The following is a 20,985-nucleotide window of genomic DNA, read 5'->3' as shown; positions in this document are numbered from 1 at the left end:
TTTCTTACGCTTTTGTTTACCAGATCTGCACACGATCTTCTGGTGCACGATACATAGGGTCACCAGGTTTGATATCAAAGGTTGTATAGAATTCATCGATGTTTTGAACTTGGATATTGGCACGTAGTTTCGCTGGTCCGTGGACATCGATCGATAGTAAGAGCTGTTGGTATTGTTCTTTGGCTTTTGTACGCCAGATCTTCGCCCAATTGGTGAAGAAGTCTGCTAAAGAAACATCGCTTTCTTTTTGCGCTGCTTCTAGCGCACAGCTTAGTCCGCCTGCATCGGCGATGTTTTCAGAAACAGTCAACGTTCCATTTACGGTACCGCCGGCAAAGGGCAGGCCATCAAACTCGTCGATCATCGCTTGAGCTAAGCGTTCAAAGTGGGCCAAATCTTCTTCTGTCCACCAATTGTTTAAATTACCATGTTCATCAAATTTTGCCCCGTTGTTGTCAAAGGCGTGGGATATCTCATGAGCAATGACCGCGCCGATCCCCCCATAATTTGCGCTGGTGGATTGTTCCAAACTATAAAAAGGTGCTTGTAAGATTGCCGCTGGGAAAACGATCACGTTTTTAAATGGGTGATAGTAGGCATTCACGGTAGCGGCGGACATTTCCCATTCCTCGCGATCCACGGGCTGCTGCCATTTTTTGAAGGCATCTTCTCGGAACAAACGATTGAAATGCAGGGCATTTGCCAGCAGACTTTTCTCTTCATCGGTATGCAATTGGTCATAAATGGCAGGAACTTGATCAGGGTACCCGACATGGATGCCTAAACGATTCAATTTGATGATCGCTTTTTGGCGAGTTTCTTCACTTAACCACGTGTTGTTGCGCAAACGATCTTGGTAGACAGCAATCATTGTTTCCACCATGTGTTTGACGTCTTTTTTCGCCGTTTCCCCAAAGTACTTGCGTCCATAATAATCACCGATCACTTGACTAAAATGACCCATCGTTAAGTAATAAGCCGCTTTTTGTTGGGGAGCCGCTTCATCGATCCCTGATAAGTAGCGGCTGTAGGTTCCGCCTAACTGACGCAATTCTTCACTCAGATAGCTAGTATAGCGCAAGCTTTGGTTGACGATCATCCAGCCTTTCAAGAGTTCAAAATGGCTATCAGAAACAATAATGTCAAAGGCTTCAAAGTAAGCGGGTTCCGTTACGATCAGCTCTTCTGGTGTCCCTGGTAAAAGGGCCGTCAAGAGTTGTCTAAAATCGATCTTGCTGGCTTGCTTTGCAAATTCTTCCAAGGAGCGAGGATTGTAATTTTTGCTATAATCCGCACTTTCTTCCGCACTGCGGACGTGAGGGGCGATCAATTTATCAAAAGCGATCGCTTGCTCTACCAACGATTCCGCTTCTGCTTGGTCTTTTCCATAAGCAACTAAAACGTTGACGGCCATCTCAAAGTAGACTTGCAGCATTTCGCTTGCTTGGGGATTTTCTGTGTAATAGGTTTTATCCGGTAAAATAGTAGCAGGCGGATAGACCGACAAAGTATTCATTTGCGCATTTTTCATGTCTGCATCGACATCTAGTTGGAAAGGCAAGGCAATGCCCTCTAAAACGAAACTTGCCAGTTGCTGATTCAATTCCTCGTAAGAAGGCAACGCTTCGATTTTTGCTAATAGTGCATTTGCTTCAGTAGCGCCAGCTGCCTCTCGTTGGGCAAAATCGCTGGCTAAGCGGTAAAAAGCCACAGCATCCTTCATGCGGCCTTTTGGCGTAGCATGGGGATCGTGTGCCATATTTTCAAATTCTGCGATCATTAAGGAATCGATTCCGTCAACGAGATCTTGGAATCCACCCGTAGCGGGTTTATCTGCTGGAATAACAGCGGTCTCCAGCCACTCGCCATTTACATAGTCATAAAAATCATCTTTTAACAAGGTTGTCATGTCTTTCGCTCCTCTCGCTTTCTACTATTATGAAACAAAATCTGTAAGGACGCAAAGAAAAGTTTTCTAGACGAAAAAGGGTTTTGATCCAAGTAGGAGGAGAATCTAAGGTATAATAAGAAAAAAGGCAGGTGAACGAGATGGAACAAGTAGAGTGGAAAGGGATCGCCGAAGAGCGGTTTCGTCCGTATAAGCAGTGGGTCACTCCTTCAGGGTATTTATGCGGCACCTATGCGGCAGCCGTCTTTTTGGCCTACTATCAAGATTACATCGATGAAACGATCATCCCGAAAGCGTTTCGTAGAAAAAAACAGCGGGATCTGACAGTAGTGACGGAAATGCTGCGGGTGCTGATTCAGCCTCATGGGTTGCCGACGATCGCTTGGCAGGTCAGTCATGGATTGACTCGGTTTTTCGATCAATTCCAATTGCCTTACCGCGGACGTGCGACTGTTGTTGGCGGCTGGCATCGAGCGTGCAAACGAATCGATGAAGGCAAACCGGTGATCATCGGTATTTTGAAGCCTTTAGGCAGCACATATGGCAATCATTGGGTCGTGGCTTACGCCTACGCTGAAACCGCCAGCGGAGAACGCTATTTTAAAGTTCATGACAACTGGGGCAACTACAAAAAAGTGATTCCCGCCAGTTGGGTAAACGGTACCGTCACACTTCCTTGAACGAGACGGTTAAAAAAACAGTCACTTTGTGCTAGAATAGAAGAAAACAACCACATTCATTGGAGGCAATCATGGGCGAAAGTTATAAAGATAGTTCGTTGAAAATTTTTAGTTTAAATGGAAATTTACCATTAGCAGAAAACATTGCGAAAGTTTTCGGTACAGAACTAGGGAAGTCAAAAGTGACACAGTTTAGTGATGGAGAGATTGCCATCAATATCGAAGAAAGTGTGCGGGGCGACCATATTTATATCATTCAATCGACGAATGAACCCGTCAATGATCACTATTTAGAGCTATTGATCATGATCGATGCGATGAAACGGGCTAGTGCGAAGACCATCAATGTCGTTTTGCCTTATTACGCATATGCACGGCAAGACCGAACCGCCAACCCGCATGAGCCGATCACTGCAAAATTGATTGCCAATATGCTGGTGGAAGCAGGGGCTTCTCGAATCTTGACGCTTGATCTGCATGCCGTCCAAGTTCAAGGATTTTTCGATATCCCAGTGGATAATCTCTTTACGATCCCATTGTTTGCCCATTACTATCGCGAACAAAAAATGACTGGTGACGACTATGTCGTAGTTTCACCAAAAAACAGCGGTGTCCAACGGACCCGTAGTTTGGCAGAATACTTAGATACAGCGATCGCGATCGTCGATCAAGATGAAGCCGATGGCGGCTATGTGATCGGTGATGTCGTTGGGAAAAAATGTATTTTGGTTGATGACATTTTAAATACCGGCCATACATTGGCAAAAGCGGCAGACTTGTTGAAGGAAGCTGGTGCCAGCGAAGTGTATGCTTGTGTCTCTCACGCCTTGCTTTCACCGCCTGCTAAAGAAATTTTGGATCAATCAGCGATTGAAAGTATTTGTGTCACCGATTCTTGCTGGACCAGCGAAGAACGCCATCCAGAAAAACTGCACTACATTTCTTGTGCCGAATTGATGGGGGAAGCCGTTCGCCGCATTCACGAAAATACACCAATGAGTCCATTGTTCCGCCTGGAAAGCAAAGAGTATAAATAAAAATATGAAAAGCACCCGCTATCCTTAGGGATAGCGGGTGCTTTTGCATGTAAGGGGAAGTGGATCAGACCAGCGGATCAGTTCAACTGGTTGCGGTTTAAGACCGTTTCTCGTTTGATCAGCTTATGTGGTACGACCAGCTGTACGCCGTTTGAATCTTCGTGATTCAATTGCGCCATCAGCCGTTCGGTAGCGATTTTTCCTAAGGACAACACGTTGATATCGATACTAGTCAAATACGGATGGGTCAAAGTAGCAAAGATCGAATTGTTGAAACTGATGATGGATAAGTCGTCGGGGACTTTGTAGCCATACATCGTCGCTAATTGAATGATCCGCACAGCGAACAGATCATCGATCACGACGATGGCTGTTGCTTGGGATTCTTTGATCGTTTCTTCAAACGTGACGTAATCTTCCGCTTTTTCAAAGGTCAATGCTGGATAAAAGGGGAGATTTGCCAGCATCATGGCTTTTTGGTAGCCGAAGAAACGCTCGAAATACAGGTTTTCATGGGTCGTATTGGTAGCAAATAATATCTTCGTATGCCCTTGGGCGATCAGATGCTCGGTTGCTTGCTTGCCTAACAACTGGTTGTCATTATCGACAAAAACGATTTTGTCTTCATTGCTGTATGGTTGACCAATCAAGGTAAAAGGGACTTCTTTTTCGACCAGATAGTCGATGATGGGGTCTTTTTCATCGGAATAGACCAAGATAAAGCCATCTACTTGTTTTTGCAGGTGCATCCGTTCCACGTTTTTTAGTAATGTAGCAAAGTCACGGGCGGAGGCAACGGCAACCGTCATTTGATGATGGCGGGCCTCTTCATTGATGGCTTCGATCGTTTCTAAATAAAAGGGGTTTCCTAGTCGTTCTTTCGAATCAAGAGGCGGCAAGATCACGCCGATGGCACTGGATATCTGTTTGCCGAGATTTCGAGCCGCAAGATTGGGGACATAGCCCATTTCTGCCATTACTTTGCGCACTTTCTTCTTGGTATCTTCAGAAATGCTGGGATGATCGTTTACGACACGAGAAACCGTGGATGTAGCGACGCCAGCCTTTTTGGCGACATCTTTGACCGTAATGCTCACTGATTTCCCTCCTTTTTTAGCTTATAGTATCACAAAGTGTCGGCACAAGGGTAGAGCCAATCAAAAGAAAGAAGAAATGCAGACATTTCTTCTTTCAGAAGGCTTGTTTAGTTGATCGCTGTACTGATTTCGTCTTCTAAAACATAATCTTTGCCATACAACTTGATTGGCAATGCCTCACCGCTGATTTTCTTCAAAGTCACCGTTGACTCATTGACGGAAACAAAGAGCAGACGTCCACGATAGTTGATGTGGAAGGCGTAGCGGCTCCAAGTTTTAGGTAAGAATGGCGCAAACCCTAAGTGATCGTGATCAGTTTTCATTTGAGCAAAACCTTGAACGATCGCTAACCAGCTGCCGGTCATAGAAGTGATGTGCAAGCCATCATCGGTATCATTGTTGTAATTGTCCAAATCAAGACGAGCAGTCCGCTCATACATTTCCAACGCTTTTTCTTCCATGCCTAATTCCGCTGCCAAAATCGCATGGATACTTGGAGAAAGGGAAGATTCATGCACTGTCATCGGCTCATAGAAATCAAAGTTCCGTTGTTTTTCTTCTTTGCTGAATTGATCGCCGAAGAAGTAGATTCCTTGCAAAACATCGGCTTGTTTGATAAAGCAAGAGCGCAAGATATGATCCCACGACCAATTTTGGTTTAACGGCAAATGTTTTGGATCAAGATCGGAAACGGGCATCAAGTCTTTGTCTAAGAAGGTATCATGCTGGACGAACACACCAAGCTCTTGGTCTTCTGGGAAGTACATATTGTCGATGATGTCTTGCCATTTGGCTTGTTCTTCGTCAGAGATCGTGACAGTCGCTTCGTCTTTGAAGGCTTCATAGCTGGCTAAGGTATAAGCTAAGACCCAAGTAGCCATTTTATTGGTGTACCAGTTGTTATTGATATTGTTTTCGTATTCGTTTGGTCCTGTAACGCCATGGATCATGTATTTTTGCTGGCGTTTTGAATAGTGGACACGATCTGCCCAGAAACGTGAGATCGCGCTTAACACTTCTAATCCTTCTTTTTTCAGGTAACTTGTATCGCCAGTATAATTCGTATAGTTGTAGATGGCATAAGCGATGGCACCGTTTCGGTGGATTTCTTCGAAAGTGATCTCCCACTCATTGTGGCATTCGATCCCAGTGAAGGTCACCATTGGGTAAAGGGCACCTGCTAAGCCTTGTTTTTGCGCATTGATATGGGCTTGCGGCAATTGGTTGTGACGGTATTTCAACAAGTTCCGGGTCACTTCTGGTTTTGCTAATGCCAAATACAATGGAACTGCATAGGCTTCGGTATCCCAGTAAGTCGCACCGCCATATTTTTCACCAGTAAAGCCTTTCGGTCCAATGTTCAAGCGCTCGTCTTCGCCATAATAGGTTGAGAACAATTGGAACAGGTTGAAACGAATCCCTTGTTGCGCTGCAGCATCGCCTTCAATGATCACATCGGCTAAATCCCAGCGGGCTTTCCAAGCAGCGACTTGTTCTGCACGCAATGCATCGTAATCTGCTTTGTATAAAGTACCTAATTCGGTGACTTTTGCTGGATGATCATGAGCGGGAACATCACGACTCGTAACGATCAAGACTTCTTTGATCAATGAGAAGGTGTCACCGGCTGTTCCAGAAAAGGCAAAGGTATCAGCAACGCAAAGCTCGCTCTTCATGGAATCGATCGGTGTTTGGCTATGACGCATAGCAGAAGTGACAGTAAAGCGTTCAATGTCAAAATTATTTTCTACGGTCCGAGTGGTCAAGTAATGGAAGGTTTCGGTTTGGCCATGAGCCAATTCCTCCCAGAAACGTTCGTCGTAGTTGCTGTCTTCGTTATGGACATTGTTATCTAGTTTAGAAACGACTTTGATCTCAGCGTCGCCTTCAATGATCTCAGCGTCCATCTTAATGAGGGCAAGTTCACGTTTTACGATGCTCAAGAAGCGTTCAAAAGAGAATTTTACTGTGGCGCCTGCCAAAGTGACAGTAAAGTTGCGGCGTAAAATCCCGGTTTCCATGTCTAGTTCTAAACGGAAATCACTTGGGCTGATTTTTGCTAAGTCGACTAATTGGTCATTGACAAATAGGTCCATTGCAATAAAGTTGACCGCGTTGATCACTTTGCCAAAATAGTCAGGGTAGCCGTTTTTCCACCAGCCGACACGGGTTTTGTCTGGGTACCAGACACCAGCGATATAAGTACCTAAGTGATGATCGCCGCTGTATTGTTCTTCAAAGTTGCCGCGCATTCCCATGTAGCCATTCCCGATACTTGTTAGCGACTCTTGCAGTCGACGGTTTTCTTTATCTAAGGTAGATGTCGCGATTTTCCATGGATCGATCTCGAACAATCGTTGGATTTTTTTCATGAAAGTCCCTCCAGAATCTTTTTGATATCTCTATCATAAGCGCAAACGATTGCATCGTCAAGTGAAAGTTGTTGCGTTTAAAGAATTTCCTGTAAGGAAACATCGAGAAAGAGAGATTCAGTTATATAAAGGTGTAAAAGCGAATAGAATCCCTTTTGATATTTCTGGGTTTACAAAATCTTTTTTCTCCGTTAGAATGAACTCATTAAGAAACCGATTGCGTAAATCGATTCAGGGAAGGAAGAAGGAAGATGAAAAAATTATTGAGCTTCGAATTTTGGCAAAAATTCGGAAAAGCGCTAATGGTGGTTGTCGCTGTTATGCCAGCCGCTGGTTTGATGATCAGTATTGGGAAAACGATCCCAATGATCAATGCCGACTGGGCATTTTTGATCACTACAGGAGGCGTCATTGAAAACATTGGTTGGGCAATTATTGGGAACCTGCATTTATTATTTGCATTAGCTATTGGTGGTAGTTGGGCTAAAGAGCGAGCTGGTGGGGCATTTGCTGCTGGGATCGCCTTTATTTTGATCAACCGAATCACTGGTTCGATCTTTGGCGTGACGAGCGCGATGTTAACCGAAGAAGGCGCCTTTACCCATACGTTGTTTGGGACGAAGATCATGATCGACGGCTTCTTTACTAGTGTATTAGAAGCACCTGCTTTGAACATGGGTGTCTTTGTCGGGATCATCGCCGGTTTTGTGGGAGCAACAGCTTACAACAAATACTATAATTTCCGCAAATTACCGGATGCGCTTTCCTTCTTTAACGGCAAACGCTTCGTACCTTTCGTAGTGATCGCCCGTTCAGTAGTCGTCGCATTAGTGTTATCGATTGTTTGGCCCTACATTCAGGCAGGCATCAACAACTTCGGTTTATGGATCGCGCAATCACAAGAAAGTGCGCCCGTTTTAGCACCGTTCTTGTTTGGAACCTTGGAGCGGCTGCTCTTACCATTCGGGCTGCATCACATGTTGACGATCCCGATCAATTACACCGAATTAGGTGGAACTTACACGATTCTTTCTGGCGCACAAGCCGGCACCCAAGTCTTTGGACAAGACCCATTATGGCTTGCTTGGGCAACGGATCTAGTGAACATGCGCAATGCTGGCGATACGTCACAATATCAATTTTTATTGGAAAACTTTGTTTCTGCCCGCTTTAAAGTTGGACAAATGATTGGGTCATCTGGGATCTTGATGGGCTTGTCTTATGCCATGTATCGCAATGTCGATGCGGACAAACGGCACAAATATACCTCTATGTATTTATCAGCTGCCATCGCTGTCTTCTTGACAGGGGTAACGGAACCGTTGGAGTTCATGTTTATGTTTGCTGCCGTACCGCTTTACATCGTTTATGCAGTCGTACAAGGGGCTGCGTTTGCGATGGCGGATATCGTCAACTTACGGGTCCACTCTTTTGGGAATATCGAGTTGTTGACCCGTACCCCAATGGCGATCAATGCCGGCTTAGGACAAGATTTGATCAACTTTGTGTTAGTGACCATCGTCTTTGGTGTTGGGATGTATTTCTTGGCCAACTTCTTGATCAAAAAATTCAACTTTACAACACCAGGTAGAAACGGCAACTACGAAACAGAAGGAGCCAGCGATGCGCCAGCAACAGCTTCGGCGGATGGCAATTTGAACCCAGATTCGCAAGTCGTGAAAATCATTCATTTATTAGGCGGACGTGAAAATATCGCCGACGTTGATGCATGTATGACCCGTTTACGGGTTTCTGTGAAAAATCGAGAAGCGGTCGGCGATGAAAAAGCATGGAAAGCCGCAGGGGCTTTAGGCTTGATCGTAAAAGACAACGGTGTGCAAGCAGTCTATGGACCGAAAGCAGATGTCTTAAAATCAGACATTCAAGATATCTTAGATTCTGGTGTCACGATTCCCGAACCGACTGCTAGTCAAGCACCAGTAGAAACCACTACCCACCAAAGCCAAGGCGTGACAGCTGAACTAGCTGCCGTTGCCACTGGAGAAGTGATGCCGATCACCTCTGTCAAAGACCAAGTGTTTGCGGAAAAAATGATGGGTGACGGTTATGGCGTGCGCCCAGAGCAGACGACAGTTGTCGCACCAATCAGCGGGAAAGTCACCAACATCTTCCCAACGAAACATGCGATTGGCTTGCTTTCTGATGAAGGCATCGAAGTATTGGTTCACATGGGCTTAGATACCGTTGACTTAAACGGTGCCCCCTTTACGGTAGCTGTCACTGAAGGACAACAAGTGGCGGTGGGTGACAAGTTAGCGGAGATGGATCTCGCTGCAGTAAGTGCTGCTGGTAAAGACACCACCATCGTTGTAGTGTTGACCAACAGCGATCAAATCGATTCCTTTGAATTGACCCAAATCGGCAAGCAACAAGCAGCCACAGTTGTTGGAATCGTAAAACTATAATAAAATGACAAGCGGGTCGACTCTTTTGTTGACCCGCTCTCTTTTATTTTTTTAAGGAATCGTACAAGCAAACCGAGAGAAGGAGCCTTATTCATGAAGGTATTAACATTGAACACCCATAGCTGGTTAGAAGAAAATCAGCTAGAAAAATGCAAGATGATCGCACAAGAGATTGCAACAGGCGACTATGACATCATCGCCTTGCAAGAAGTCAACCAAACGATCGCTGCTCAAACCATCGTTCCTGATGGGCTATATTGCCCCACAGATACGCTGGTGGAAATCAAGGAGGACAATTTTGCTTTACGCCTAGTGGAAGAACTGCAACTGTTAGACTGTGATTACTACTGGTCATGGACCTACAGTCACGTAGGCTATGACATTTACCACGAAGGCAATGCCTTATTGTCCAAACAGCCCATCATTGCCAAAGAATACCTTGCTTCACAAGCCACGGATGTCTGGGATCATACCACACGCAAAAACCTGAGTGGCGTGACTGAAGCCGATGGACAGATCGTACAAGTCGTTAGCTGTCATTTTTCTTGGTGGCAAGACGGTAAATTTGCCTACGAGTGGCAACAGACAGAAGCATTTTTAGCAGAACGGGCAGATACCTTATTGATCCTAGGAGATTTCAACAACGATGCGGCCAGTTCTGGTCATCAACTCGTCCTTGACAGCTCCTTACAGCTGCAAGACAGCTTTTTAACGGCTGCCGAAACGATCGGTGAAGCCTCTGTCGTTAAAGCCATTGATGGTTGGCAAGACAATCGAGAAGCATTGCGGATCGATTATGTTTTTGCATCCAATGACCTGCAAGCAACGGAATATGAAGTCGTTTTTGACGGAACGCGTACTCCGATCGTCAGCGATCACTTTGGAATCAAAGTGGTTTTTGCTTCAAAAACAGAGCCAAACTAGCAGAAGCGACAGCAAAAAAGCAGTGCCAACTGGCACTGCTTTTCTTTTTGGGGAAGTTAAATCGCTGATCGAACAAGGAGGAAAAAGAATAAACTTAATAAAAGAATGAATGCTAATGCCCCATAGGTAAAACTCTTTTCGCCCCAGGTTGCGTTTTCCTCCTGACTCGAAAGACTTCTTCTTGTAAAAAAGACGAGTCCTGCGCCGATGACATTCGCTGTTAGCAACTGTTGAAAGAAGATCAGGAATAAATACTGACCCAAAAGGCCTTTTTTACTCATGGAAAACCGTTGAATAAAGTACAGGCAAGCCCCTTGCAGCAAAAGGAGACTACTTAACAAGACCCCTAAAGCGGCTAACGGTTGCGAGTTGAGGTACTGGGCAAAGGTCATCCCATGGTTGAAGGCAGTCAAGGAAAGATAAAGATAGTAAGCACCGGCGATCAAAACCCAATAACTCAGTAAAATCAATGGAAACGCCCATTTTCGTTTAGTCATGGTTGCCCTCCTGTAAAGTGAATAGTCCGTAGGAACGGATCAAATAATCAATCAAGCAGCTTAGTCCAATCAAAGACTGGCTAGGGATTTTCTTGCGACCGATTTGAAAAAAATCGCAATAATAGGTCAGGTGAAAGGTTGAATGGCGAGCAAAATAATTATCTCCTGGCGCACTCAATGTCAAAACGGGAATCTGACGAATCGCAAAAGTCGTCAGATTCTCTTTGACGTTTTCTGTTTCGCCGCTCAGTGATGCGATGATCACACAATCTTCGGCAGTGATCATCGGCATGACCATATCAAATTCCGTTTTGTTCGGCAATACGATCACTCGTTTTTCCATAGAAAGCATCATTTTGGAAAACTCCTCCAGTGCTTTCTTTTGGGAAAACCCAGTTGGGTAGCAGTAGATGGTTTTGCTGCGGTCAAACAAGCGGTTGAGGGCAGCTAAGTCTACCGTTTTTAAATAGTTGAGGGTGGCGAAAATATCCTCTTGTTGCTTTTCAAAAATCGTTTTTTGTTGCGAAATCGTTGTTGCCTGTTCTTGCTGATGCCGTAGAAAATATTTGAACTCGGAATAGCCAGAAAAACCAAGTTTTTTCGTCAACCGTAAAATAGAAGACTTGGAGACGTGAACCTGCTCGGATAGCTCGACGATCCCCATAGATAGAACGGTGTCGCCGTTGGAAAGAATGTAGTTTAGAATGCCACGATCAAGTTCACTTAACTCTGATTGGTGCTGTTGAATCAAATACTGTAATTTCACAAAAACCCCTCCTTATGGATTAAGTATAGCTGAAAAGCCAGGAGGGGAGGCGAAGAACGCTGGCTAGTGTAATTCTGGCCAAAAGGCTTGATTTGCTTCAATCAATTCATCGAGTAATTCTTTGGCTACACGGGCATTTGGGACCACTTTTGAAAGAATCAGTGCTTGCCATAATTTCTGGTAAGAACCCTCTGCCCAAGCTTCCACGACTAATTTTTCTACGGCGACTTGTTGCTCCATCAATCCTTTTTGGAAGCGAGGGATCTTGCCTTGTGTGATTGGTTCTGCCCCGTTACTGCCGACGATACAAGGCACTTCCACCATTGCCTGTTCATCAAAGTTGACGATCGCTCCTTCGTTAGGCACGATCAACAGCATCCGTTCTTGCGTGTTATAAGCGATCGCTCGTGCAAGGTCAACGATGTAGCTGGCGTGTTCATCCACTTCAAGCGTGGTGTCAGTCGCTGTCTGGTTTTCTACGATGCGTTGGCATTCACCAAAGACGTGTTTTTCGCGGCCAGCCATGACTTCATTTGCCCGTGTAAAAGATGGGTTGGTGTGCGCCACTTCATCTTGAGGGAAAAAGTAATATTTCAAGTAGGTATTTGGCAAAGTGGATGGATCAACTTCGTACACTTCTTTTGCTTTGGCAAAGGTGTGCATCCAGCTGGCATCAGCATGTTGGCTCGCTTCGATTTCTTCTGGCAATGAATAGCCGTATTTTGCCACATGCGCCTGGATCTGCGGCAGCAAATCATTGCCAGCTTTGTCTCGTATATCTGTCCACCAGCCAAAGTGATTCAAGCCATAATAGCGAACCACCAACTCTTTGCGAGAAGCTAAACCGATCGCTTGCGCCATCCGTTCTTCGATTCCCACTGGCATATCACAAATATTAATGATCTTGGCATCAGGGCGCAATTTACGAGTCGCTTCTGCGACAATCGCTGCAGGATTGGAATAATTCAACATCCATGCATCAGGGGAATATTTTTCCATGTAATCGACTAACTCCAAGACACCGCCGATAGAACGCATCCCATAAGCGATCCCGCCAGGACCACAAGTTTCTTGGCCGACCACACCATATTTCAAAGGGATTTTTTCATCCTTTTCGCGCATCGCATACAAGCCAACTCGGATATGCGCCATCACAAAATCGACATCCTGAAATGCGGTTTCGGGATCAGTGGTTGCTAAAAAGCTGATTTCCGGTGCGCGTTCTTTCAATAAAATCTCGCAAGCTTGTGCAACTTTTTCTTGTCGTTCTTCCAAATTGTCGTAAAACTTGATTTGGCGAATCGGGAAACGATCCAAGTGTTCCAAAAGCATCAAGACGATTCCTGGGGTAAAGGTACTGCCGCCTCCGGCGATCACGATTGAAAATTTTTTCATTTTTGTTTCCTCCTTAGTCTGATACAGCTAATAATTTTTCGAATTGTTCTCTCACTTGTGGCACATCCAGGCCAACGATCACTTGGAAGGCGTTGCCGTTGCGAACGACACCATGGGCACCAGCGCCTTTAAAGATGTCATCTGGCAGCACTTGGTCTTGATCTTTGACGGTGATTCTTAGGCGAGTGGCACAATTAGTGACTTTATCAATGTTGTCGCGACCGCCAAACCCTTCTAAGTAGACTGCGGCTTGTTCGGTGTAGCGATTGGCACCAGCAATCACTGGCGTTCCAGTGTTGGCTTGTTTTTCTTTGTAATCTTTTTTGGTGTATAGTTTGACTTCGCTATTGTTTTCTTCCCGTCCTGGTGTGGCTAACTTAAATTTGAGGATCAAGAAGCGGAAAACAAGGAAATAAAGGGCAGTAAAGGCTAACCCGATCACCAGCTGCGTGAAGATCATACTGCGATGATTTTGAAATAGCGGAATCCAGACCTTCGCCAACAGATCGATCAAGCCGCCCCCCATATCTCCAACGACCCCGAAGGCAAACATCGTTGCCGCCATGGTCGCTGCTAAAACAGCGTGCACCGCAAAGAGGGGTGGTGAGATAAAGAGGAAGGTGAATTCCAATGGCTCAGTGATACCAGCTAAAACGGCAGTTAAAGTGGCAGGGATCAAAATCGCTAAGACCTTCTTTTTGTTCTCAGGCTTGGCTGTGAAATAAAAAGCAGCAGCGATCCCTGGTGCAGCAAAGATCTTAGAATTGCCATGTAAAGCAAAGCCCCCTTCAGGGAAAAGCTCTTTCAATGGTCTGGTGGATTGGGCAAATTCTTGTAAATGTGCCATCCAGTATTTGGAGATTCCTTCTTCGACGACAGCGGGACCAAAAACAAAGGGGGTATACACGAAATGATGGAGACCTGTGGGAATCAATATTCGCTCTAAGAAAGTATAGAGCCAGACCCCAAAGACCCCAGCACTTGCTAGAAACCCTTGCATGGACCCAATGCCAGCTTGGACTTTCGGCCAAATCAATGCGATCAAGAAAGCAACTGGCAGCATTAAAAAGAAACCGAGGATCACGACAAAGGAAGAGCCTTGGAAGATTCCGAGAAAATCAGGCAGCTTCGTATCGAAAAACTTGTTGTGAAGATAGACGACGATCGCCGAAATAAAAATTGCTCCGATAATACCAGTATCTAATGTTTTGATGCCAGCGATCATTTTCAAACCACTCTCACCGCCGGGATCAGCTGCAAAGTTGACACCGAAGAAGTTACCAAAGTACTCGATCATGCCAGAAATAAAATAATTACAAGTAATATAGACGACAAAGGCTTCCATTGCCGCTCGTGCATTGGCTTTTTTTGCGAGACCGATCGGTAATCCAATGACAAATAATAATTCCATTTGGTTGAAGACCGTCCACGCTCCGTTTTCAATGATCGTCCAAATGTTGTACCAAGTAGAGCCTTCAGTGGCGATGCTCCCCACAAGCATCGGATTTTTAAAGATAATACACAGCGCGACCATGATCCCTGAAAAGGAAAACAAGAGGACCGGGGTAAACATCGCACCGCCAAACCGCTGAACTTTTTCCATCATAATTTCTTAACATCTCCTTTCAATTTTTACTACAACCTCAGTATAGAAAAGAAAGATAGCGGTTACAATAAAGCGAGGCAGCATAGGAACGTAGAAGCAAACAAAGAGAAAAAGTGGCAACTGCGGGGAAATTTCCCATAAAAAAACAAACCTGCGAAAAACAGGTTTGTTTGCTACGTACGTGTATTTAAATTTCGACGTTGCCATAACGATTGGCAAGGGCGGTGCGGATCAAGCGCTCTGCCAAATGCTCATTTCTTGCAAGGAGCGGTCCGTGGAAGTAAGAGCCGAACACATTGCGGTAAACCACGCCTTCGGTTTGGTCTTCGCCATTGTTCCCTTGTCCTTGGATGACTTTCCCCAATGGTTTTTCCCCTTTACCTAAAAAAGTACGGCCATTATGGTTTTCAAAGCCATAATAGGTCTCATCGAATTCTTCATTGTGGATCACGATGTCACCGATGAATCGGTTGTTTTCTTGGCTTAAGGTGTAATGATCCAAGGCGCCGATCCCATTGATTTTCTCACCGTTGGCACCGATGTAGTAATGACCCAGCAATTGATAGCCGCCGCAGATCGCCAGCATGACGCCATCATTTTCGATATAGCTGGTCAGAGCTTCTTTTTTTGATTGGATATCTTGTGAAACGATCACTTGTTCAAAATCTTGTCCGCCACCGAAGAAGACGAGATCATATTTTTCAGGATCGAAGGGCTCGTGAATGCTGACGACCTCTGCGTTGAAGGTCACGCCTAGTTTTTCGGCCACGTAGCGCAGCATCAAGAGATTGCCGTTGTCGCCATAAGTATTCAAAAGATTTCCATACAAGTGGGCAACATTCAGTTGATACTTAGTCACGACTCATTCCTCCTTTGATATAGCCTTTTTCCGCAAGCTTTTTGCGTAGCTGCAAGACTGCAGTGTAAGTCGCTAAAATATAGACTTTTTCTGTTGGTAAGTCTGCGATTTGCTTGATGACGTCATCAAGTTCAGGGGTTTCAATGATTTTTTCTTCAGGGATCCCCGCAACTTTTAGCCGCAACGCCATATCTTTGTGACGATCACCACCAGCGATCACTTGAGGAATCCCCATATCGGCAAACGCTTCATGGTCTCCATCCCAAATCCAGCTGACGTCGATCCCATCTGCGTAGTTGGCATTCAACAAGCTGACTAGCGAGAAAGGATAGGGCGACAGGCCGATCATATCGATGACTTGGTTCAAACCAACAGGGTTTTTAACTAAGACTAACGTACATTCTTTGTCCCCGATGCGGATCACTTCTTGGCGACCAAAGACTTTTTCGTCATAGGCCAAACCAGATTTGATTTTTGCAGGTGCTACGCCATAATATTCCGCAACCGCAGTTGCCGCCAGCGCATTGTAGACATTGTACATCCCACCAACTTCGATGCGATAGTCGTTGCCATCGATCACAAAGTCAGCAGAGGTGTTGTCCATTGCGGTCATTTCCGTCAGTTTATAATCCAATTCTGGTCGATGGAAACCGCAATTTGGGCAGTAGTATTTTCCAAGATTGGCATAGGTGATCATTTTATAGTGTAAAATGTGATGACACTCAGGACACAACACGCCATCCGTATTGTAATGGGCCATCTGCTCTTCATCTGGCAAATGATCAAATCCATAGTATTTCCGCGGATTGACAGTTGCTACCGAATTGAACAGTGGCGAATCCCCATTGCAGAGGATCGTAGCTTCTGGTGAGTTTGCGGCACCTTCAACGATCATTTTATAGGTCGTATAGATCTCGCCATAACGGTCCATTTGATCGCGGAAAATATTGGTGAAAACGAATAATTCCGGTTTGATGTACTTCGTTACTTTGCTGAGACTGGCTTCATCGATTTCTAAAACCGCAAATTTTTTACCTTTTTTAGGGCGTGCCGATAGAAAGGTTGAAACGATCCCTTGGACCATATTGGCGCCGGTGGGGTTCGTCAATACTTCATCAAATTCTTGGCGCAAAATATTGACAGTCAAGGCAGTCGTCAATGTTTTGCCGTTGGTGCCTGTGATCACGACGACTTGGTAATCTTTCGCCAAATGATCTAATATATGTGGATCAACTTTTAATGCTAATTTACCAGGCAGGCTTGAGCCGCCTTTGAAAAAGTTCTTTAATACCCATTGAGAGGTCTTACCGACTGAAACAGCCAGATGACTTCGTATTCCCATAATGTAACCCTCCATTAGAGCGAATGCTTTCATTGTGCAAATTCAATTTATCATACCATATACCAAGAAAAAGGTTAAATTGCTTTTGCGATTCTTTAAATTTCTGCAAAGACCATTCTGATAAATGGCTCTTTTACTTGCGATGATCAAAGGCTTGAAAAGCAAAACAGCAAACCTGGCAGAAGGTTTGCTGCTGCTTTAACCGATAATGATTTTTTCCGTTGGGTACTCGTAGCCTAAGTCACGTGTTTCTTTTGGTACGAATAACATCAAGGTGTACAGCATACCGACACGGCCGATAAACATCAAAAGAGCAATCACGAGTTTGCCGATGGTTGATAAATCGCCCGTGATTCCTAAAGAAAGCCCTGTGGTTCCAAAGGCCGAGGAAACTTCAACAATGATGGCGATCAAAGGGATATCCTCGATGGCGGTCAAGAATAAGACACAAAAGAAGCACATGCCCATCGAAAGCATGAAGACCACCACTGATTTGCGGACGTCATCTTGATCGATCCGGCGACCGAAGATATTGATATTGTCCTCACTTTTCAAGAAGGCATAGAGGTACAGCCCAATGATGGCAATGGTCGTCGTCCGAATCCCCCCACCAACAGAGCTGGGACTACAACCAATAAACATCAGCAAGGAGAAAACGATCAACGTCGTGGTTTGGAAGTTGCCTAAGTCATGGATCTGTAGGCCAGCATTCCGCGTTGTCATGGAATAAAACATGCTGTTCATCCACATACCGCTAAAGCTGTAATCTTTGAACAAATAATCTTTCTCAAGGAAAAAGATCGCTAATGTACCGCCGACAAAGAGGATCACGAAAGCCAAAACAGCAATTTTTGTGAATAATGAAAAGCGAAACGGCAAGCGGCGGCGTTGTTTTTTCATTTTAAAAAGGACCCATTCCCGAAAGTCCATAATTACTGGAAATCCGATCCCCCCGATAAAAATCAAAATCATGATACACGTCAGGAAGAAATAATCATGAGAAAACGGCAAGATGGAATTGCCCGTCACATCAAACCCTGAGTTGGTCACAGCAGAGATCGCTTGATAAAATCCATAAAAGATCGCATCTCGCCAATTGTCATAATAGCCGTAAAGATGAAAATAAACAGCAAAGATCGTGCCTGCTACCACCTGACAAAGCAAGATGATTGTAAACGTCGTTCGAATCATCCGAACGATCCCACTAAGCTTTGGCTGATTCATATCCGTCATGATCAACTGGCGCTGCTTTAAACTGATTTTGCGCCGTGAGACGATCGCAAAAAAGGTCGAGATCATCATGATCCCTAAACCGCCGACTTGAAAGAGGACTTCCAATAAGATGACCCCGTGGTCGTTAAACACGTCATTGATCGGAAAAGTAGTCAGCCCAGTGACACTGACCGTGCTGACCGCCATAAAGAACAGATCGATAAACGCGACATGAGAGCCGGGTTCTCGAAAGAAGGGGAGTGAAAAAAGCCCCAAAGAGACCACCGTCATCACGATATAATAAAAAACAATCACTTGGATTGAAGACACATTCTGGGAAATAAACGTCTTGCTCCTGCGCTGCGTCAAGCGGGCAAAGCGGGTAAAGTTCATTACAAAAAACCCCTCACTAAATAAACTATCCCCAGTATACCAAAGAACTAAGTAGATTTGAAAGAAAGCAGGACAGAATTCATGAGCAGCAGAAATTGTGTAAGGAAAAGCTTTTGGAAAGGGCCGTTGGGATAAAGGAAACGATCAGGCTGTGGTTCTTGCGGCAGCTTGATTGCTTAAGAAACTTAAAAACTCGAAGCAAATCAGTAAGGATTTCGCGATTTCAGAAGAAAACGCTGGCAATTTATGAGAAGATAAAAGAAGAAAAAGATAGCAGCGACGATCCGCACGGAACAATAGCGAGAAAGCGGACAAAAAAAAGCGCATCAAATTTTTTGAAAATCGAGACGGAAATGGGGAGTATCATGAAGAACGTGAAAATTATTTTTTTCGATGTTGATGGCACACTGATCGATATGAGCAAAAAGCAAATCTCTGAAAGAATGTTAGCCACATTAAAAGCCTTGAAGAAGCAAGGGATCCTGTTGTGCATTGCGACTGGCAGAAGTCCCATCGCGTTGCCGCAATTTGAAGGCGTGACCTTCGATGCGTTTTTGACCTTTAACGGATCGTATTGTTTTAATCAAGCCGAGGGGATCCACCAAAACCCCATTCCTAAAAAAGATGTTCAGCAAATCATTGAAAATGCGACGGCACTCAAGCGTCCAGTAGCGATCGCTACGAAGGACCGAACGGTTGCCAATGGCAAAGATGCTGATTTAGTTGAGTATTTTTCCTTTGCCCACCAAGAAGTGATCGTGGCAGAAGATTTTGATGAGGTGATCCAACAGCAAGACATTTTTCAAGTGATGCTAGGCTCAGGGAAAGAAGACTACGCCAAAGTGATGGCAAATACCACGGAGGCGAAAATCACCGCCTGGTGGGATCGCGCAGTCGATATTATTCCAGCCAGCAGTGGGAAAGGAAGCGGCATTGCCAAAATGCTGGCTTACTATGGCTTGGATAAATCTGAAGCCATTGCCTTTGGCGATGGCAACAATGACATTGAGATGCTAGAGGCAGTCGGCTGGGGTCTCGCAATGAATAATGCTTCGGATGAGTTAAAAGCAATCGCCGATGAAGTGATCGGTCACGTAGCCGAGGAAGGCATTTATCATTACTGCTTAGAAAACGGGCTGCTGGGTGAAGTCGTGCAGTGATGGACAATGCGCCAGTTGCTGTCGCCCGCTAAGAATATGCGCAGCCAGGATCGCTACTGCGTGTCTGTTTGATCAAATAAAAAAACTGTTTCCGAAATGTATTAGGGAAACAGTTTTTTTGATAGAAAGTTGTTTAGCAATGAGTACGGTTTACAGCACCTCCACCGCTTCGATCGCCTGATAGACTTTTTCGGGTGTGATCGCAGGATCGATCAAAATAAAGGTTTCTTCTTCTTTGACAGCATAGGTCAGAACCGAGGCGAAGTAATCTCGATCAAGGCGTGTCACGTGGAGATCCTTCAGCTTCATTGGCAAGTGCAAAGCTTCGTAAAATGGCCGTAATTCTTCAATCACATCAAAATCATTGGTATAGGCAAGCTGGACCCAAATGCAGTAGGCGACTTTGTTGCCATGCAAGACGCTATGAGTCTCACTCAAATAAGACAAGCCGTCATGCAGCGCATGCGCACCAGACGTGCGGCCAAATTCGACTGCAAAACCGCCAACTTCGCCTGCCAAAGCAATGATCGCATCGGTGATACGGGCAAAGGCGGGGGTCAGCTGCCCGACTTCTAGGTCTTTGACGGCTTGGATCGCATCGGCAATCAGCAAGTTTTTGATCAAAAGAGCGCTTTGGAAACCTAGCCGTACTAAGGCAGTCTTGTCGTCTTCTGCCATGTTGCGGACGATGGCTTCCATTTCATAATATTTGGCTAACGTATCAGCGATCCCAGCGATAAAGTAATCAACGGGTGTAGCTAGTAAAAAACGGGTGTCGACGATCGTCATGTAGGCGCCTTTTTTGGCATAGTCGATTTTACAAATCGTGTGATCGGGGTAATAGGCGACGATCACCGGGGTGAAGGGTGCACAGTTGGAAACCAATGTAGGGATCACGATCAATTCTGCGTCAAGGGTTTGGGCGGTGATTTTTGCTGTATCAGCGACCTTGCCGCCGCCGATTGCCACCACGGCATCCGCTTGCTGGATCGCTTCAGCTAAGGCTTGCGCATTTTCATAACTCGATGATCCATCGTAGCGGTAGATCGGGTAGTCAAATGAATGGGGGTAATAGGCTGAAAACACATCGAATGACTGCTCCCCAGTGATCACGGCAACTTCTTGGAACTCACTTAAATACTCTGGCAAATCAGCTAAGACCCCATCGCCAGTAATATACCGATTAGGACCTGGACGGACTTCATTGGCTAACATCAAACAAACACTCCTTTATAATCGTCAGAATTTTCTAATCAGTGTATCGCGAAAATGCCCTGACTGTCAATTTCCTTTTGGCAAAAGAAACAGAA

General features: G+C 45.1%; 16 protein-coding genes. 5 read left to right on the top strand and 11 right to left on the bottom strand.

Annotated elements, in window-relative coordinates; translation table 11 throughout:
* Positions 1–16: 16 nt before the first annotated feature.
* On the bottom strand, positions 17–1,909 hold the full coding sequence (locus tag IGI96_RS05510) for a M13 family metallopeptidase (protein WP_086337785.1): 1,893 nt from the start codon (positions 1,907–1,909) through the stop codon (positions 17–19).
* Positions 1,910–2,049: 140 nt separating this feature from the next.
* Here IGI96_RS05510 and IGI96_RS05505 point away from each other — a divergent pair, with 140 nt between their 5' ends.
* Both IGI96_RS05505 and IGI96_RS05500 read left to right on the top strand, forming a co-directional pair.
* Positions 2,050–2,589: a C39 family peptidase gene (locus IGI96_RS05505; protein ID WP_005233534.1), complete on the top strand. Its 540-nt coding sequence runs from the start codon at positions 2,050–2,052 to the stop codon at positions 2,587–2,589.
* Positions 2,590–2,660: 71 nt separating this feature from the next.
* On the top strand, positions 2,661–3,626 hold the full coding sequence (locus IGI96_RS05500) for a ribose-phosphate diphosphokinase (protein ID WP_010749060.1): 966 nt from the start codon (positions 2,661–2,663) through the stop codon (positions 3,624–3,626).
* A gap of 77 nt (positions 3,627–3,703) precedes the next feature.
* On the opposite strand, the gene IGI96_RS05495 is transcribed toward IGI96_RS05500, so the two are convergent.
* Entirely contained in the window at positions 3,704–4,723 is a 1,020-nt protein-coding gene (locus IGI96_RS05495; RefSeq protein ID WP_005227844.1) for a LacI family DNA-binding transcriptional regulator, read from the bottom strand.
* A 107-nt stretch (positions 4,724–4,830) separates the two neighbouring features.
* Positions 4,831–7,095, bottom strand: coding sequence for a glycoside hydrolase family 65 protein (locus IGI96_RS05490; protein ID WP_086337786.1), 2,265 nt, complete (start codon positions 7,093–7,095; stop codon positions 4,831–4,833).
* A 251-nt stretch (positions 7,096–7,346) separates the two neighbouring features.
* Here IGI96_RS05490 and IGI96_RS05485 point away from each other — a divergent pair, with 251 nt between their 5' ends.
* Positions 7,347–9,521 (top strand): PTS transporter subunit IIBC, encoded by a 2,175-nt coding sequence (locus IGI96_RS05485; protein ID WP_438784950.1) that lies wholly within the window; start codon positions 7,347–7,349, stop codon positions 9,519–9,521.
* Between the two features lie 93 nt (positions 9,522–9,614).
* Complete coding sequence (locus IGI96_RS05480) at positions 9,615–10,445, top strand: endonuclease/exonuclease/phosphatase family protein (protein ID WP_016609923.1); 831 nt, start codon at positions 9,615–9,617, stop codon at positions 10,443–10,445.
* Positions 10,446–10,501: 56 nt separating this feature from the next.
* On the opposite strand, the gene IGI96_RS05475 is transcribed toward IGI96_RS05480, so the two are convergent.
* The 7 genes from IGI96_RS05475 to IGI96_RS05445 all read right to left on the bottom strand — a co-directional run bounded on the left by IGI96_RS05475 (position 10,502) and on the right by IGI96_RS05445 (position 18,572).
* Entirely contained in the window at positions 10,502–10,942 is a 441-nt protein-coding gene (locus IGI96_RS05475; protein WP_074934056.1) for a hypothetical protein, read from the bottom strand.
* Complete coding sequence (locus tag IGI96_RS05470; RefSeq protein ID WP_005227853.1) at positions 10,935–11,708, bottom strand: MurR/RpiR family transcriptional regulator; 774 nt, start codon at positions 11,706–11,708, stop codon at positions 10,935–10,937. The genes IGI96_RS05475 and IGI96_RS05470 overlap by 8 nt, the downstream gene beginning before the upstream one ends.
* A 63-nt stretch (positions 11,709–11,771) precedes the next feature.
* Positions 11,772–13,103 carry a 6-phospho-alpha-glucosidase gene (locus IGI96_RS05465; protein WP_008379332.1) on the bottom strand — a complete coding sequence of 444 codons (1,332 nt, stop codon included), beginning with the start codon at positions 13,101–13,103 and terminating at the stop codon, positions 11,772–11,774.
* Positions 13,104–13,116: 13 nt separating this feature from the next.
* The gene (locus tag IGI96_RS05460) at positions 13,117–14,709 is read right to left on the bottom strand and encodes an alpha-glucoside-specific PTS transporter subunit IIBC (protein ID WP_016609922.1); all 1,593 of its coding nucleotides are present in this window, start codon (positions 14,707–14,709) and stop codon (positions 13,117–13,119) included.
* Positions 14,710–14,896: 187 nt separating this feature from the next.
* Complete coding sequence (locus IGI96_RS05455) at positions 14,897–15,568, bottom strand: type 1 glutamine amidotransferase (RefSeq protein ID WP_005227859.1); 672 nt, start codon at positions 15,566–15,568, stop codon at positions 14,897–14,899.
* Complete coding sequence (locus IGI96_RS05450; protein WP_005227862.1) at positions 15,561–16,910, bottom strand: Mur ligase family protein; 1,350 nt, start codon at positions 16,908–16,910, stop codon at positions 15,561–15,563. The genes IGI96_RS05455 and IGI96_RS05450 overlap by 8 nt, the downstream gene beginning before the upstream one ends.
* Before the next feature lie 198 nt (positions 16,911–17,108).
* The gene (locus IGI96_RS05445) at positions 17,109–18,572 is read right to left on the bottom strand and encodes a TrkH family potassium uptake protein (RefSeq protein ID WP_428211599.1); all 1,464 of its coding nucleotides are present in this window, start codon (positions 18,570–18,572) and stop codon (positions 17,109–17,111) included.
* Positions 18,573–18,880: 308 nt separating this feature from the next.
* Here IGI96_RS05445 and IGI96_RS05440 point away from each other — a divergent pair, with 308 nt between their 5' ends.
* The gene (locus tag IGI96_RS05440; protein WP_333493769.1) at positions 18,881–19,675 is read left to right on the top strand and encodes an HAD family hydrolase; all 795 of its coding nucleotides are present in this window, start codon (positions 18,881–18,883) and stop codon (positions 19,673–19,675) included.
* Between the two features lie 150 nt (positions 19,676–19,825).
* Here IGI96_RS05440 and IGI96_RS05435 read toward each other — a convergent pair whose 3' ends face one another.
* Positions 19,826–20,890 carry an iron-containing alcohol dehydrogenase family protein gene (locus IGI96_RS05435; RefSeq protein WP_086337788.1) on the bottom strand — a complete coding sequence of 355 codons (1,065 nt, stop codon included), beginning with the start codon at positions 20,888–20,890 and terminating at the stop codon, positions 19,826–19,828.
* Positions 20,891–20,985: the final 95 nt, after the last annotated feature.

Source organism: Enterococcus sp. DIV0421, assembly GCF_051713745.1.
Lineage (GTDB): Bacteria > Bacillota > Bacilli > Lactobacillales > Enterococcaceae > Enterococcus_D > Enterococcus_D casseliflavus.
This window is presented reverse-complemented; position numbering and strand designations above follow the sequence as displayed.